The following is a 14,796-nucleotide window of genomic DNA, read 5'->3' as shown; positions in this document are numbered from 1 at the left end:
ACACAGCTCTAAAACCTCGTAGAAAAATTTTTCTTGCGAAATTTCGTAATCACGCCATTCATCTCAGCTAGACTTCAGTTCGTTTAATTCCATTGTTACTCTTATTATACCATATTTTCAGGGTTCAAGAAATAGTCTTGATCAAGCACATACTGCGGAAAATCATAGACTTTTCGAGGTTCGACAAATAAAACCCTTAGTTGATTTAGTTGGATATACTCTATCAGATTTACTAACTCATCCTCTGATAGATAGGCGGTCGCATTGATGAAAACAAGGAGTTTCTTTTTAGAAAGATATTTAAAAACCTGGACAATTTCTAGCATCTTTTCAAAAAGTGTATCACTTAGAGTTTCGACTTTGACACCAAGTGCATCGATTAACTCTAGAATGGTGATTTCATCATACTCTAGGTCTAACTCGTTTTCCAAACACTCAAATGCCAGCAATTCTGTAATCGTAGCTACCAGCTTTTCAATCATGGACTTGACTTCGGGCTTGTCATTGAGTTGATTTTCTAAATCAGCATGTATCAGCTTGAGCATGGCAGGTGAGTTGAGATTGTATCCTAAGACATCCGTTATCACTAGTAATTCAGTCTCTTTCAGAGATTTTAGATTTCTATCAAACAACTTCAACTCCCCATCATCAGTATATTGGTAGAACTGCTTGACTATAGTTGAAAAGGTAAACTGGTCTTCAAGCACTAAAAAGGTTGCATTTTCAATAGCTAATGGGTCATCCAATAGCGGGAAATTAATCTTCATATCCAGGCTCCTCTCCTAGAAAGACCAAGCGTGTATCCGAGTTTGCTACGCTGGTATTTCGCTCACCATTTAAGTAAATCATGCGAGAAAATTGCTTTTCCGTGACAGTTAAGAGAGTAATGTTTCCCTTTTTAGGATTATGCGTCTTAAGGCGTTCAATCATAGCACTGTTGGCAGAGTTGTTGAGCAAGAGCTTGCTATAGATGGAGAATTGGTGCATGATAAATCCTTCATCTATGAGGAACTTTCGAAATTTCCGATAAGCCTTGCGTTCCTCTGCAGTATCAACAGGCATATCAAACATTAAAATCATACGCATATATCGATAACTCATATCCTAAACTCAGGAACTCCTTTCTCTGGTTGATTGAGAGCTTGGATGACTTTCTTAGTATAGTCACTGACGATATTGGTCAGATACATATCCTTACCATTATAGTGAAAGGTATCCGAGAAAATAGTGAAAAGTTCTCGCTTGATTTTGACAAAAGAACTTTTTCGATTTTCATAGACAATCCTGTCAATAATCGGACGAAAAGGCTCCATAATATCGCTAGCCAGGTTGAATTGATTGAACTGGTTGGCATGTTTCAAGCCAAATTGGGTCATGCAGCCAGACAAAACAATCTCACGCGCAAACATACTCAAAATCAAAGTGTAGCCGTAGTCCAAGGCAGCATTGACATCATTATCCTGCTCACGACTAAAATCATTCCCAAACAAGGTATTAAAATAAATTCGAGCTGCATGCCCCTCACGGTTACTAGGATCAAATAAATTCAACCCATAATAGAGATCGATGACGGACTGAGATTTTTCTAGAAAACCACAACTCCCAAGATAAAAAGCCTGATTGAGAATTTTTTGTGCGATAATGGTGGTCCAAACTTGTGCTTTAACCTCCTCACTCCAAGTGATTTGCCGAGAGAGTTGCAAACTGGAATCGTGCCGACCATAGTAAGGCATTAAGTATGCAGTTGGCAAGCGTTTATCATCACAAAAGATGACTAGAATATTTTCATCAACCAAGCGTTTAATCAGCATAGTGGAGAGAACGATATCTGTTGTCTCCAAAAGTAAGATATCTACCTCGGACAGGTGAATCAATTCTGTCCGAGAGGCATCTTTAAAAATCAAGTGGTTGTTCTTGTAGGAGAGTTTAGAGTGCGTATTGACAATAACCGTTCTCCATCCCATTAGTCTTCTCCTAGTTTGCTCAAGTCAATCCGAGTTTCGTAAAGACCAGTGATGGATTGGTGGATGAGGGTGGCCTTGAGAAGCGATGACGGTGCATAGTCTCTGTATCGTGGAATTTTTACTCCTAAAAACTCAAAATCAGAGGCACTTCCTTGTGAGGTCAACTCGAATAATCCGGCATTTTTACTATTTTCTGGACCAATGAAACTGAAACATAACTTTTCGATATCAACTGTTTCCCAATCAGTAAATGCTTGTCTGATTCTTTCTCCATTTTTTAATGCGCCTACATACTTATCGTTAAAATTAAGTACACACTCTAAAAGTTTAGCAAAATCATTTCGATGTTTCTCAACATACTCTAAGTGCTCTGGTTCAAGTTTTTTATTAATATTCTTAGCATGATACAAAAGTGTAGTATATTTGCCAGGAAGTACTAATTCATTTCCTTTATGAATTTCTCCTCGTTTATTGTTTGTCGATAGAATACTTGCCAGTCTTCTTCTTGTACCATCAGGAAACTCAAACAAACTATATTTAGGTAAAGTAATAGTTGATAGAATCTCTATGTATCTTTTTTTAAGAAGATAGTTTTCTTTGTTATTTTCAAAGTTTATTTTATCTAAAATAGAGATACCTTGAAACTCAAGAATTGTCTTTTGTTGTTTTTTCGCTCCTTTTTCAACAATAGCTTTAACTAAGACCGCGTACGAGTTAGAAATACCAGCGTAACCACCGTATTTCCGTGGATCAAGCCCTTGTTTAATTGGAACAAGATTTTCTTTACTATCTTCTGACGGTTTAGGAGATGGATTAGAATTGAACAAGCCTTTAGGTTTACCTCTATCTAGACCGTGTGTCTGAATTTCTGTTTTCTTAACAATATTCACCTGTGGATAGGAAAGTACTTTTTTGATTGTTGCGAAATCTTTTTCTTTATCCCAAGCTATTTCTCCTGTATCTTTCGAATACTCGATATTTTCTCTTTTTCTGATAGTTCCATCTGCGTAAAGCACCTCTTCTTTGAAGAAATTCAGCAAGTTTGAGTAGAAGAAATATTTTTCAGTTGCTTTTTCGACTTCTTTAGGATCTTTGGATCTGGAGATGTATCTCTTAAGATCGTATTTTTGATAGTCACCATAGACGAATTCAGGCTCTAGTTTAGGATATTTCTTAAGGATAGCTTTAGCAACTACTGCATTTAAATAGGCATCATGTGCGTGATGGTAGTCATTAATTTCCCGCACCTTGTATAACCTAAATTCTTTACGGAAGTTGGAAACCAGGTTGGATTTCAAAGTGATGATTTTGACAGTACGGATTTTCTGGTTCTTTTCATTCACTTCGGTATTGAAACGGGCATCCAAAATCTGCGCAACATGTTTTGTGATTTGCCGTGTTTCAACTAGTTGGCGTCTGATAAAGCCAACTTTATCTCGCTCATCTAGTCCACCTCGTTCAGCTTTGGTTAAATGATTAAATTTACGTTCTGAAATTAACTTAGAATCCAATAATTGTTGCCAAAAGGCTTTTCTTTTTTGAACAACCTCTATACTTGGAACATTATCAGATTTACCACGATTATCCTTTGAACTAGTCAAGACACGGTTATCAAGAGAATCATCCTTTATAAAGGCCTGAGGGATGATGTGGTCAATGTCATAGTTGCTTAGTTGGTTGATATCAATAGTTTTTCCAGTGTACATATCCTTTCCATTTTGAAGATAGTAAAGGAAGAGACGATCATTTTGCAATTGAATATTATCTGTAGGATTTTCTTTTAAAATATTTGAATCAAGTCCAGGTGCTAGATTTTTTAGTGCATTTTCAATGCGTTTATATCTTTGTTGGGAATTCTTTTTCCCTCTGGCAGTAGTTTGATTTTCACGCGCCATTTCAATCACGATGGACTCAGGGGCATGGCCCATAATTTTGACAAGTTCATCAACAATCTTGATACTTTGTAAAATTCCTTTTTTAATAGCAGGACTACCTGGGAGTTCTTGGACAACTTGCTTCACATCATCTGTCTTGCCAACTACTTGTGCTTTTTGGATAATTTCTTTGAAGGAAAGTCCGTCATCGTTGATTAACTGCATAAAGTTACGATTATTATTACCGTCATCAATCAGGTAGTCTAGAATCGTATTCCCTGTTTGTTTATCACTGATGCCGTTAATCAGCTTAGCAGAGAGTTTTCCCCAACCAGTATAATGTCGACGACTCAAGGTCTTCAATACTTTCTCATCAAAGATGGCGCCATATTGAGCCAGACGCTGCTTAATCATCTCGCGATCTTCAAATATAGTTAGAGTATGGACTATATTTTCAAGGATTTCTTCATTATCAGCATTATCCATAAACTCTTTATCCTTGATAATTTTGAGTAAATCATGATAAGTAGAAAGACTTGCGTTAAATTGTTTTTCAATTCCTTTTAGTTCGATTCCATCGTAGCCATCAACATTATGTAGATAATGGATGATGTCTTTTTCAGTTACTTTTCTTTTTTCTTTGAATAATTGATTGACAATTTGCTTCTTCTGCCCACTATCAAGAAATTGATAATCTCTCAATCCTTCTGCAATAAATTTTACTTTTGTTAATTCATTATAGACAGCAAATGTTTCGTATAACAGGCTGTGCTTAGGCAAAACTTTTTCTTCTGGGAGATACAAGTCATAGTTAGTCATCTTATTGATGAAGTCTTCTGCAGAGCTTGCTTTATCTACAACTTCTTCAAAATTCCAAGGTCGGATTGCTTGGTCAGAGTTTCGAGTTAACCAAGCAAAATCACGATTGTCAAGAGCCAACGGGCCAACGTAGTAAGGAATACGGAAGGTTAATATTTTTTTAATCTTTTCTTTGTTTTCCTTCAGAAATGGATAATGTTCTCCTTGTCGACGGAGAATGGCATTCATTTCTTGAAGATGAATTTGATGAGGAATAGAACCATTATCAAAGGTGCGCTGTTTTCTCAAAAAATCTTCACGTTCAATTTTATCAAGGAAATAATCTGCTCCTTCGAATTTAGAGAGAAGATTTTTGATATATTTGTAAAATGCTTCTTGAGTGGTCTTGCCATCGATATACCCAGCATACCCATCTTTAGATTGGTCAGAAAAAACTTCAGCATATTTTTCTGGAAGATTGTTTTTGATGAATTGTTTTAAAGCTGCTAAGTCTTCTTGGTGGTTTTCATAGCGCTCAATCATAGATGCTGACAGTGGAGACTTGGTTGAAGGATCTGTAACAGTTAAGATTCCTGAGAGAAGAATGGCGTCATAGAGTTTTTTAGCAACTAGGAAAAGGTCTGCAAAGTCATCTCCAATTTGTCCGAGCAAGTTTTCAAAATCCTCGTCATAGGTATCCTTAGAGAATTGTAGTGGGGCTTTTTCTTCTAAGTTAAAATGTTTTTTAAAATCAGCTTGATTCCCTACAATCAACTTGAGAAATTCTGAAAAGAGACCAGTGGATTTTTCATCAGGAAATAGTTTTAGAACGCGTTCTCTCTTTGCAGATTTACTAATTTTATCAGTAAAAATTGCTTCGACTTGTGCGTTTTGTCCACTAAGTGAACTTCCTTCAAAGGTGTTGTCGTAAATGCTTATAAATTCATTAAAGATTTTTTGGATATCATTGTTTTTAATATCGAACGATTCTTCATATAAAAAATGTCCACGGTATTTAATCATATGAGCTAATGCCAGATAGATTAAGCGCAAGTCAGTTTTTTCTTTTGAGTCTGCCAGGTGTTTTCTCAAATGATAGATAGTCGGGAATTTCTTATGATATTCTTTTTCTTCTTCCAAGGTAGCAAAAATAGGGTATTTACTTCCTCTCTTATCCTCAGGAACTAAAAAAGAGTCATCTAGACGATGGAAGAAGCTTTCATCTATTTCATTCATTGAATCTGTAAAAATTTCTTGAAGATAAAGGATACGGTTACGTCGGCGAGTATAGCGCCGACGAGCTGTTCGTTTCAGACGTCTACTCTCTGCAGTATTTCCATCGTCAAATAATAACGTGCCTAATAAATTTTTCTTAATATGACTTCTATCTGTATCTCCAAAAACTCTCATTTTCTTAGCAGGAACTTTATAATCATCATTTACTACAGCCCATCCAACGCTATTTGTTCCTATATCAAGTCCTATTGAATATGGTTTCTTCATAAAAAATCCCCTTTTATAAATTTGTTTTTTATGTCAATATTTTAACACAAAAACGTTTACATTTAAAGAAAAATATTATATAATTACTTTGTTGGAACTATTCAAAACAACACAGCAAGTTAAAATAAGGCAGTGGTTCTTAAGCCCAGTCCGTATTCAACTTGAAAAAGTGCGCACCGATTCGGTGCTTTTTTATTTTCTATACTAACCGTATTGTACTCCTATTTCCTAAAAAAACAATTTATTTTATAGATTTTTTATTTAAACATAGAAAAAAACTACGTTTGACAACGTAGTTTTTCATATCCATGTCCCCTGCCGGAATCGAACCAGCAACTACTCCTTAGGAGGGAGTTGTTATATCCATTGAACTAAGGGGACTTAGAGAAAAACTCTGCCCAACGACAGAGTCTTTCTAAAATTAACGGCGAATTTCTTTAATACGCGCTGCCTTACCTTGCAATGCACGAAGGTAGTACAATTTAGCACGACGGACTTTACCGTAACGAACGACTTCAATCTTGTCAACACGTGGAGTGTGGATTGGGAAAGTACGTTCAACACCGATACCGTTAGAGATTTTACGAACGGTGTAAGTTTCTGAGATACCAGCACCTTTACGAGCGATAACCACACCTTCAAAGATCTGGATACGTTCGCGAGTTCCTTCGACAACTTTCGCGTGAACGCGGACAGTGTCACCAGGACGGAATGCAGGGATGTCAGTACGAAGTTGACCTTCAGTCAAGCTTTGGATTAATGGATTCATTTTTTCTACTCCTATCTTACTAATCTTAAGGTTCATGACCGCAGCGGATTAGTCGTTTTTTGTGCTTCCATTAGGCACAAACTATATTATATCAAAATTTCTAAAAATGTAAAGATGTTTAAATGAAAATTCCCAAAAGAATCGCTAAAATTCCTAGAATATAAGTCAAACCCAAGTAGAGAACAAATTTCTTTCGCTCCGAAAAGAGATCTGCCAGCTCAGCATTCAAAGTGGAAAAGGTCGTCAAACCACCACAGAAGCCTGTTGCCAAAATCACATAAAGCTGCTTGTCTTCTATATGATTATAAAAATATCCAATGAGAAAAGCACCTAGCAAGTTTGCAAATAAAGTCCCAATCGGCAGAGATGCTCTGCTATTAACCTTGGAGAAAACATAACGAACGAGAGCACCAGCGCCGCAGCAGATTAACATCGCCCACATCATGACTTCACCTGCTTCCCAGCCCACAGGGCGATTGCAAGGCCACCACCTACACTTAAAACTAGATAGATAAGAAGCTCCGTATAACGCCCTGAATCTGCTAGTTTGATACTGTCTAGCAGAAGACCAGAAAAAGTCGTCAAACCTCCGCAAAAACCGGTCGAAAGCGCTAGAATTAGGCGCTGAGACTTAACTTTACTGCTAAGACACCCCTTGATGATATAGACCAGCAAAAAAGTTCCCAAATAATTGACCAGTAAGGTAGCCAGCGGAAATGAATCATCAAAAACTGATATGAGCGCTACTTGGTAACGTAGCCAACCGCCTGCCATTGCAGATAAAGCCACAGCTATCGAGTTCCGTACTTCTTTCATTAGATATTTTTATTCTGAAATTCACGCGAACGTTTTAAAATGTCAGAAAAGGTCGCAACAACAGTTTCCTTGTAGTCCTTGTTTTCAACCTTATCCGCCACTCTGGCAAAAATCACATCTTCTCTCTTGCTATCCAAGACAGCTGTGCCTGTTAATTTTTTTAAAGCCACAACTTGGCCAACCAGATTCATGCGTTGCTCCAACAGGGCAACGATTGCATCATCAACTTGATCAATTTCCTGTCTGATTTCTTCTAACGTCATCTGCTTCCTCCTTGTATTCTATCTATCATATCAAAATATAGTAAAATTTTCTAGTTCAATTCTAAATAAAAAGTTCCAATGGACCATGATTAAAGTGAACTCGTAAGGGCGAGTCTTTATCTGCAACCTAAAACAGCTCCTATCTATAGATTAAAAAGGTTCCCCGAACCTTATTAAAGAGCACTCGCTTAACCGAGTGCTTATCCGCAACCTAAAACAGTCTCCCGGACATTATTAAAGGGAACTCGCAAAAGCGAATTTTTATCCGCAGATTAAAAAGGTCCACTGGACCTTTTTAACCAACTGAGCCTTCCATACTCATGTTGATGAGTTGGTTGAGTTCGACGGCGTATTCCATTGGAAGTTCTTTGGTAATAGGTTCCATAAATCCATTGATAATCATAGCTGTTGCTTCTTCTTCACTGATGCCTCGGCTCATCAGGTAGTAGAGTTGGTCCTCAGACACTTTGGAAACCTTGGCTTCATGCTCTAGCGCGACATTGGAATTATGGATTTCATTAAAAGGAATGGTGTCAGAACTGGACTCACCATCCATGAGAATGGTATCGCACTCGATATGAGATTTGGAGCCTGCACTATTCTTACCAAAGCGGACCTGACCACGATAGTCTGTCTTTCCACCATCCTTGGCCACTGATTTAGAAATCAGGGTACTGGAGGTCTTGGGTGCATTATGAAAGACCTTGCAGCCCGCATCTAAGTGCTGGCCATAGTTGGCAAAGGACATAGAGAGAACAGAAGTCCTTGCGTTGCGGCCGTTGAGAATACTGCAGGGATATTTCATATTGACCTTGCTGCCTAAGTTCCCATCAATCCACTCTAAGGTGCCGCCTTCATCAACAATCCCCCGCTCCGTTACGAGGTTATAGACATTGTCCGACCAATTTTGAATGGTCGTATATCGGAAAAAGGCATCCTTTTTGACAATGATTTCGACATTTGCCGCATGAAGACTATTGCTTGTGTAAGTCGGTGCTGTACAGCCCTCGATGTACTGGATAGAACCGCCCTCCTCGATAATCATCAAGGAGCGCTCAAACTGGCCGGCATTTTCGCCATTGATTCGAAAATAGGTCTGAACAGGAACTTGGCACTGGACGTTCTTGGGCACATAGATAAAGGTTCCGCCAGACCAAACTGCGCTATTAAGCGCAGAAAATTTATGCTCAGCGTTTGAAATCACAGTACCAAAATACTGCTTGACCAAGTCGGGATATTCCTGAACAGCCGTATCCGTGTCAGTGAAGATAATCCCCAGCTTGGCAAACTCTTCCTTCATATTGTGGTAAACCACTTCAGATTCATACTGAGCCACAGCTCCAGATAGAAAGCTCTTCTCGGCTTCTGGAATTCCCAAGCGGTCAAAGGTTTTCTTAATCTCTTCTGGGACTTCATCCCAACTGCGAGCCCGATCTCCGCTTAGCTTCTGATAGTAGATAACATCATCAAAGCGAATCCCTGACAAATCAGGGCCAAAGTCGGGCATAGGCAGCTTATGAAAGAGTTCCAAGGATCGCAGACGATAGTCCAGCATCCACTGGGGCTCATTCTTGATTTCTGAAATTTCTCGAACCACTTCTTCTGTCAGGCCTTTACCAGTCGAAAAGAGCGGCTTGACATCGTCATGAAAGCCAAAGGCATAGTCGCGTTCTTTCATAGGGACTCCTCCTTTATCTGATGGATAGCGCTTACTTACATTATACTCCTAATCATGAGAATTGTCAGAAAATAACACTTTCGCACAAAAAAAACGGCCGCAGCCGTTTCCTCTATTTATCACTTTAAACTTTATTAACCAAGCCTTCTGCAAAAGCTTCTAAGCGCGCAATATCATCATCTTCTGCAGATAGGTCTACTTTAACGCTTTCTGCACCCTTCACCGCTCCTGTAGCAGCAAAGACAGAATCAAAGTCATCGACAGCCTTGCAGAATTCGTCATAGAAAGTATCGCCCGACCCGACCACTCCGTAGACCTTGTCAGACAAATCCAAACCAGACAAGTCTTCGTAGAAGTCCATCATCTCATCAGGCAGCTCACCATCACCATAGGTATAGGTCGCCACAATCGCAATATCTGCTTCCAAGAAATCTTCTGCATCGACAGTGGTGCACTCGTCCACTTCAACTTCTACATCCAGGTCTCTTAGCTTATCCGCCACAATATCAGCAATTTCCTCGGTGTTTCCAGTCATGCTGGCAAATACAATTTTCGCTAAGGTCATAGTTTCCTCCAAATTCTAATCTGCTCTCATTATATCATATCTTTTTTATTTTAAAAATAAAAACTCTTATGCTACAATGGGTAAAGAAAGTTGACGAGGTTATTTATGACTCTTTATCATGATATTTTAAGTAAGATCAAAGAATACGATACTATTATCATCCACCGCCATATGCGGCCAGATCCTGATGCTCTTGGCAGTCAGGTCGGACTACAAAAGCTGCTTCAGTACCATTTCCCAGAAAAAACAATCAAAGCGACAGGCTACGATGAGCCTAATCTCATGTGGTTGGCGCAAATGAACCAAGTTGCAGACGAAGAATACCAAGAGGCCCTAGTCATCGTCTGTGACACTGCTAATACAGCCCGCATTGACGACCAACGCTACACGACAGGCGACTTCCTCATCAAAATCGATCATCATCCTGATGATGAGGTTTACGGAGATATTTCTCTAGTTGATACAAGCTCTAGCAGTGCCAGTGAGATGATTGCTCTCTTTGCCTTTGAAAATAACTTAGACTTGAGCAAGGAAGCTGCAGAACTCCTCTATGCTGGTATCATTGGCGACACCGGCCGCTTCCTTTATCCTTCTACGAGCGCCCGCACATTCGAAGTAGCTGCCAAGCTTCGCCAGTACGATTTCGACTTATCAACCTTGTCTCGCAAAATGGACTCTATCAGCCGACAAGTAGCTAAACTGCAGGGCTATGTCTATGAGCAGTTGGAAATAGATAAAAATGGGACTGCGCGGGTCATTCTGCCTCAGGAAGTTTTACAAGCCTATCAACTGACCGATGCTGATACAGCAGCCATCGTCGGGGCACCTGGACGAATTGAAGATGTCGGTCTGTGGGCTATCTTTGTTGAGCAGCCAGATGGTCACTACCGTGTCCGCATGCGCAGCAAGGTTATTCCTATCAACGGTATTGCTAAAAATCATCATGGCGGAGGACATCCACTAGCCAGCGGAGCCAATGCATTTTCTAAAGAAGAAATAGAGCAAATCTACACCGAGATGAAAGAATTGGCAAAAAAGTAAGAAATTAGTCTAAAAGTCTTGTCAAATCAATCAGAATTTGATAAACTATCAAAGTAACTAATCTATGGCTCGCAAAGAGACCATGGCAGAAAGGAAATTTTTGTAAAATGAGAAAAGATATTCATCCAGAATACCGCCCAGTTGTCTTCATGGACACTTCTACCGGCTACCAGTTCCTTAGTGGTTCAACTAAGCGTTCAAACGAAACAGTTGAATTCGAAGGGGAAACTTACCCATTGATCCGTGTAGAAATTTCATCAGACTCACACCCATTCTACACTGGACGTCAAAAGTTCACTCAAGCAGATGGACGTGTGGATCGTTTCAACAAAAAATACGGTCTCAAATAATCATAAGCACCAATCGGTGCTTTTTTTGTACTCAAAAATTTCTTTTCGCCTTTTTTGAACTTTAAAATCTGTGCACAACCGCCACTTTTGCTTCCTAGTTAATTCAACAAAAAAACTCCAAAAGTCAGACGATTAAAATCTAACTTTTGGAGTGTGGTTTATATGCAACCAAAGATTAAGAACACAGATGTTTAAGAATAAAATTCCTTATTCTTATTATTTATAGCTGTAAGCCCAGTAGTAAACACCGTTTCCGTCTACAACTGTCGCTACTGCACCTTCAGTTACGTTAGGATCAAGAAGCAATTCTCTCAGACCGCTGTTAGCCCATTTCTTAACGACAACAGATGGATCTTCATCACGACGTCCAACAAAGCCTGAGCTATCGTATTGACGTGAGATTTCATTTACTTTTGGAAGTGCTTGATTTTGATAAATGTCTTCTGACCAAGTCAACTCTTTCAAGCCTTGAGCTTTACGCTCTTCATTGATTTTAGCGAAAGCTTCTTTAGCTTTTGAAACATAGTCATAGTTTGTATCGTTTGTTGCTTCAACACGGTAAACAAACTTAACATAACCAAATTCTACATCACTGTATTTCTTGTCCTCAACACCACTCTTAAGGTTTGCAATCAAGACATAATCCTTAGCATATGGGTCTTCTTTGGTTTTCTCAAAGATTTCTGGATCTTCGATTTCCCACTCAACCTTAGCATCCCATCCTGCGTTATCAAGGAACTTAGGATTCATCTTTTCGATAACGTAGTTTTTGAACTCTTCAACGTTCTTGAATGGCAGCGGTTGACCTGCTTTAGCAGTTGTCACTAGGTTAGTTGAGTACAATTTCACGCTAGAGTCTTTATCACTGTACATGTATTCATCATCTGCAGTGTTTTCGTGAAGTTTAGGATCAAGAGCTGGATCGTTTGGATCAGTCATACCTTGCAGTTTCCATTTGTCACCAAACCATTTCCAATATGGAGAGTATCCATTAGCTTCTGAGTCAGATGGTATACGGTAATAATGGGTAGAACCATCAAAGTAATAGTTAGGATCTGACTCAAGAGCCTTGTCACCTGGTTTTCCAGTTGGGTAGATAATTTTTGGAGCTCGTCCATTCGGTGCCCATGTCAAATGTTCAAGACCTTCTGCTGGTTTTTCAACATATGGCGGGATTTGATCTTCACTTGGTTTATCAGTTGTTACCAAACCAGGAGTCTCTGGTACAGCAGGTCTTGTTGGAGTTTCTGGTTTTGGTTCCGCTGGTTGCTCTGGTTTCGGAGCAAATGGATTGAGGTCGCCTTCTGCACCGTTAATTGGAGGATTTTCTGGCAAATCAACACTTGGTACCTCTGGTTTTGGTTCTGCTGGTGTAGTAGGCTCATCTGGTTTATCAGTAGGAGCTGGAGTTGGTTGTTCTGGTTCCGCTGGAGTCGGAGTTGGAACTTCTGGTTTTGGTTCTTCCGGCTGGCTTGGAGTTGTTGGATTAGTTGAGTTATCAGCAGAATCCTTAACAAATACCCACTTACCATTTTGATAGTAGTAATAGTCGCCATTATCCAATACATAGTAATGATAACCATTTTCATAACGATAATGTGGATCGTTTTCCAGGTTGTTATTGGATGTGCTGTTATTGTTAGTATTTGTCAGTGGCTTCCACTCACCATCACGATAGATACGGTAAGAACCATCTGTCATACGGTAGTAATGGTTACCATTCCAGTAAATATAGTTCTCATCATTTGCCAGATTGTTGTAGTTATTCCAACCATTATATCCGTAGTTGTTGCTATAGTTATAATTCCAGTTGTTATAGCCTGGATAATAGTTATTATAACCATAGTCATAATTATAGCCATTGTAACCGTAGTTATAGTTGTTATAGCCATAATTGTAGTTGTTATAGCCATAATTATAGTTATTGTAACCATAGTTGTAATTGTTGTAACGGTAGTTGCGGTTGTTACGGTAATTATAGTTGTTATAACCATAGTTATAATTGTTGTAACCACCATTCCAGTAATTATAGCCTGGTTGATAGTAGTTATAGCCATAATCTTGAGCCTGAGCATTATTCGCAAGTGCAATTGCTGGAATAATAGCCGCAGCCGCTACAACAGATCTTGATAAGAGTCTGAAACGATTGTTCATATTAATTAAACCTCCAAAGTGACCAACATCACTTTATTTTTTTGTGGGGGGGAATTTATTTTTTGTGCACAACTTCATAAAAAAGAATTTCACGAAAATACTGCCAGCTGACAGTTGACTACTCCATCATTATCAAACGCAAAAAAACGAATCACTAGTTAGTGAATCCACCTGATTAAAGGTTGCACATAAATGTTTTTATAACATTTGATTTAGAAAGAAAGAAGTCAATATGCTTGAAAATACTTTTTTATGCATATCTCACCCTCAAGACGAATTATAGCACAAGAAATTTTTGAATGCAAGCATTTTAGTTAACAAGGTGTAAATTATTTTTATGGGTAATTTTTTATAGTTCGTCTTTTTGTTTATCTTTCTGTTTTTTAGCTTTAAAAATCTATAAAATGTTCTTTTTAACGAACCAAAATAATAGAAAAATGTTTATAATTTGGTTTACATAGTGTAAATTATTTTTGTTATTTATTTATAAAAGCTTCTCACCCTCTCATTTCGATTTTTTATTTAAGTTTATTTTAAGCTTATCTTAAGCCTTTTTTAAGCTTATCTTAAGTTTGTTTTAAGAATCAAAGAATCTGTTTATGAATCCCTTCCTTATGGGTTTTTATTTACAGAAATGAATAGTTCTTAAAAAGTAGTAAAAAATACTAGAAGCATTTATTCCAGCTTCTAGTATTTTGAATTTATTAATATTTGAGTTGTTTGATAACCAAGAGGTGGCTATCTTCCTCTCCGACCAAGCTGTGTGGCTCATTGGGCTCCATCGTCAAAAAGGAACCTGCCACTAGCCGCACAGTTTGTTCTCCAGCAGAAAAGCTTACATCTCCCGACAAACAAACAACTGTTACTAGTGCATCAGCACTGTGCTCTGGTACTTCTTTTCCTTTAGCAAGATGCAGATGATGGATGATTCTGCCTTCTTCTTGCACAGGTGTTTCTGCAAAATCATTATTGGGATTGGTAACAAAAAATTTCATTTTCTTCCTCCTTCTAATGGATGATG

Annotated in this window: 14 protein-coding genes, 1 tRNA gene and 1 CRISPR repeat array (1 of these 16 running past the window's edge); of the genes, 2 read left to right on the top strand and 13 right to left on the bottom strand. The window is 38.5% G+C overall.

The features are described from left to right. Positions 1–15: a CRISPR direct-repeat array (repeat unit 36 nt); it reaches 1,607 nt to the left of the window's first position. 89 nt (positions 16–104) lie between these two features. From csn2 to O3627_RS02565, 11 genes are all read right to left on the bottom strand, one after another. Continuing rightward, a complete protein-coding gene (gene csn2 / locus O3627_RS02615; protein ID WP_002915088.1) occupies positions 105–767 on the bottom strand; it encodes a type II-A CRISPR-associated protein Csn2 in 663 nt (220 codons plus the stop codon). Beyond that, positions 757–1,101: a CRISPR-associated endonuclease Cas2 gene (gene cas2 / locus O3627_RS02610; RefSeq protein WP_002915087.1), complete on the bottom strand. Its 345-nt coding sequence runs from the start codon at positions 1,099–1,101 to the stop codon at positions 757–759. The genes csn2 and cas2 overlap by 11 nt, the downstream gene beginning before the upstream one ends. Further along, entirely contained in the window at positions 1,098–1,964 is an 867-nt protein-coding gene (gene cas1 / locus O3627_RS02605) for a type II CRISPR-associated endonuclease Cas1 (protein WP_002915085.1), read from the bottom strand. Before cas1 ends, cas2 begins: the two co-directional genes overlap by 4 nt. Continuing rightward, positions 1,964–6,139: a type II CRISPR RNA-guided endonuclease Cas9 gene (gene cas9, locus O3627_RS02600; RefSeq protein ID WP_371621270.1), complete on the bottom strand. Its 4,176-nt coding sequence runs from the start codon at positions 6,137–6,139 to the stop codon at positions 1,964–1,966. Before cas9 ends, cas1 begins: the two co-directional genes overlap by 1 nt. Positions 6,140–6,448: 309 nt before the next feature. Continuing rightward, positions 6,449–6,520: transfer RNA gene (locus O3627_RS02595), tRNA-Arg, on the bottom strand. Positions 6,521–6,560: 40 nt separating this feature from the next. After that, entirely contained in the window at positions 6,561–6,908 is a 348-nt protein-coding gene (rplS, locus tag O3627_RS02590) for a 50S ribosomal protein L19 (RefSeq protein WP_009660455.1), read from the bottom strand. A gap of 118 nt (positions 6,909–7,026) precedes the next feature. Further along, a complete protein-coding gene (gene crcB, locus O3627_RS02585) occupies positions 7,027–7,353 on the bottom strand; it encodes a fluoride efflux transporter CrcB (protein WP_371621269.1) in 327 nt (108 codons plus the stop codon). Then, positions 7,350–7,724 (bottom strand): fluoride efflux transporter CrcB, encoded by a 375-nt coding sequence (crcB, locus tag O3627_RS02580; protein ID WP_371621268.1) that lies wholly within the window; start codon positions 7,722–7,724, stop codon positions 7,350–7,352. Before crcB (O3627_RS02580) ends, crcB (O3627_RS02585) begins: the two co-directional genes overlap by 4 nt. Beyond that, positions 7,724–7,987 carry a chorismate mutase gene (locus tag O3627_RS02575; protein ID WP_002913526.1) on the bottom strand — a complete coding sequence of 88 codons (264 nt, stop codon included), beginning with the start codon at positions 7,985–7,987 and terminating at the stop codon, positions 7,724–7,726. Before O3627_RS02575 ends, crcB (O3627_RS02580) begins: the two co-directional genes overlap by 1 nt. A 295-nt stretch (positions 7,988–8,282) precedes the next feature. Then, positions 8,283–9,665, bottom strand: coding sequence for a Fe-S cluster assembly protein SufB (gene sufB, locus O3627_RS02570; RefSeq protein WP_371621267.1), 1,383 nt, complete (start codon positions 9,663–9,665; stop codon positions 8,283–8,285). A gap of 124 nt (positions 9,666–9,789) precedes the next feature. Further along, positions 9,790–10,230: a flavodoxin gene (locus O3627_RS02565; RefSeq protein WP_049541108.1), complete on the bottom strand. Its 441-nt coding sequence runs from the start codon at positions 10,228–10,230 to the stop codon at positions 9,790–9,792. A gap of 105 nt (positions 10,231–10,335) precedes the next feature. On the opposite strand from O3627_RS02565, the gene O3627_RS02560 reads away from it, so the two are divergent. Both O3627_RS02560 and O3627_RS02555 read left to right on the top strand, forming a co-directional pair. Then, positions 10,336–11,271, top strand: a complete 936-nt coding sequence (locus O3627_RS02560; protein WP_371621266.1) for a bifunctional oligoribonuclease/PAP phosphatase NrnA — start codon at positions 10,336–10,338, stop codon at positions 11,269–11,271. Positions 11,272–11,378: 107 nt separating this feature from the next. Continuing rightward, positions 11,379–11,621, top strand: coding sequence for a type B 50S ribosomal protein L31 (locus O3627_RS02555; RefSeq protein ID WP_002895374.1), 243 nt, complete (start codon positions 11,379–11,381; stop codon positions 11,619–11,621). Positions 11,622–11,837: 216 nt separating this feature from the next. Here O3627_RS02555 and O3627_RS02550 read toward each other — a convergent pair whose 3' ends face one another. Beyond that, positions 11,838–13,775: a CAP domain-containing protein gene (locus tag O3627_RS02550; RefSeq protein WP_371621265.1), complete on the bottom strand. Its 1,938-nt coding sequence runs from the start codon at positions 13,773–13,775 to the stop codon at positions 11,838–11,840. A 704-nt stretch (positions 13,776–14,479) separates the two neighbouring features. Then, the gene (locus tag O3627_RS02545) at positions 14,480–14,770 is read right to left on the bottom strand and encodes a cupin domain-containing protein (protein WP_002895366.1); all 291 of its coding nucleotides are present in this window, start codon (positions 14,768–14,770) and stop codon (positions 14,480–14,482) included. Positions 14,771–14,796: the final 26 nt, after the last annotated feature.

Origin of the sequence: Streptococcus sp. 27098_8_82 (genome assembly GCF_041431615.1) — a bacterium.
In the GTDB taxonomy this organism is placed as follows: domain Bacteria; phylum Bacillota; class Bacilli; order Lactobacillales; family Streptococcaceae; genus Streptococcus; species Streptococcus sanguinis_K.
The sequence above is the reverse complement of the archived record's forward strand: the minus strand, read 5'-3'. Positions and strand labels throughout refer to the sequence as shown.

What these genes read in the sequence shown, in the direction of transcription:
- rplS (WP_009660455.1), bottom strand. Translation starts at nt 6,908, where the DNA reads ATGAATCCATTAATCCAAAGCTTGACTGAAGGTCAACTTCGTACTGAC.
- crcB (WP_371621269.1), bottom strand. Translation starts at nt 7,353, where the DNA reads ATGATGTGGGCGATGTTAATCTGCTGCGGCGCTGGTGCTCTCGTTCGT.
- crcB (WP_371621268.1), bottom strand. Translation starts at nt 7,724, where the DNA reads ATGAAAGAAGTACGGAACTCGATAGCTGTGGCTTTATCTGCAATGGCA.
- cas1 (WP_002915085.1), bottom strand. Translation starts at nt 1,964, where the DNA reads ATGGGATGGAGAACGGTTATTGTCAATACGCACTCTAAACTCTCCTAC.
- O3627_RS02555 (WP_002895374.1), top strand. Translation starts at nt 11,379, where the DNA reads ATGAGAAAAGATATTCATCCAGAATACCGCCCAGTTGTCTTCATGGAC.
- O3627_RS02545 (WP_002895366.1), bottom strand. Translation starts at nt 14,770, where the DNA reads ATGAAATTTTTTGTTACCAATCCCAATAATGATTTTGCAGAAACACCT.
- cas9 (WP_371621270.1), bottom strand. Translation starts at nt 6,139, where the DNA reads ATGAAGAAACCATATTCAATAGGACTTGATATAGGAACAAATAGCGTT.
- cas2 (WP_002915087.1), bottom strand. Translation starts at nt 1,101, where the DNA reads ATGAGTTATCGATATATGCGTATGATTTTAATGTTTGATATGCCTGTT.
- sufB (WP_371621267.1), bottom strand. Translation starts at nt 9,665, where the DNA reads ATGAAAGAACGCGACTATGCCTTTGGCTTTCATGACGATGTCAAGCCG.
- O3627_RS02565 (WP_049541108.1), bottom strand. Translation starts at nt 10,230, where the DNA reads ATGACCTTAGCGAAAATTGTATTTGCCAGCATGACTGGAAACACCGAG.
- O3627_RS02550 (WP_371621265.1), bottom strand. Translation starts at nt 13,775, where the DNA reads ATGAACAATCGTTTCAGACTCTTATCAAGATCTGTTGTAGCGGCTGCG.
- O3627_RS02560 (WP_371621266.1), top strand. Translation starts at nt 10,336, where the DNA reads ATGACTCTTTATCATGATATTTTAAGTAAGATCAAAGAATACGATACT.
- csn2 (WP_002915088.1), bottom strand. Translation starts at nt 767, where the DNA reads ATGAAGATTAATTTCCCGCTATTGGATGACCCATTAGCTATTGAAAAT.
- O3627_RS02575 (WP_002913526.1), bottom strand. Translation starts at nt 7,987, where the DNA reads ATGACGTTAGAAGAAATCAGACAGGAAATTGATCAAGTTGATGATGCA.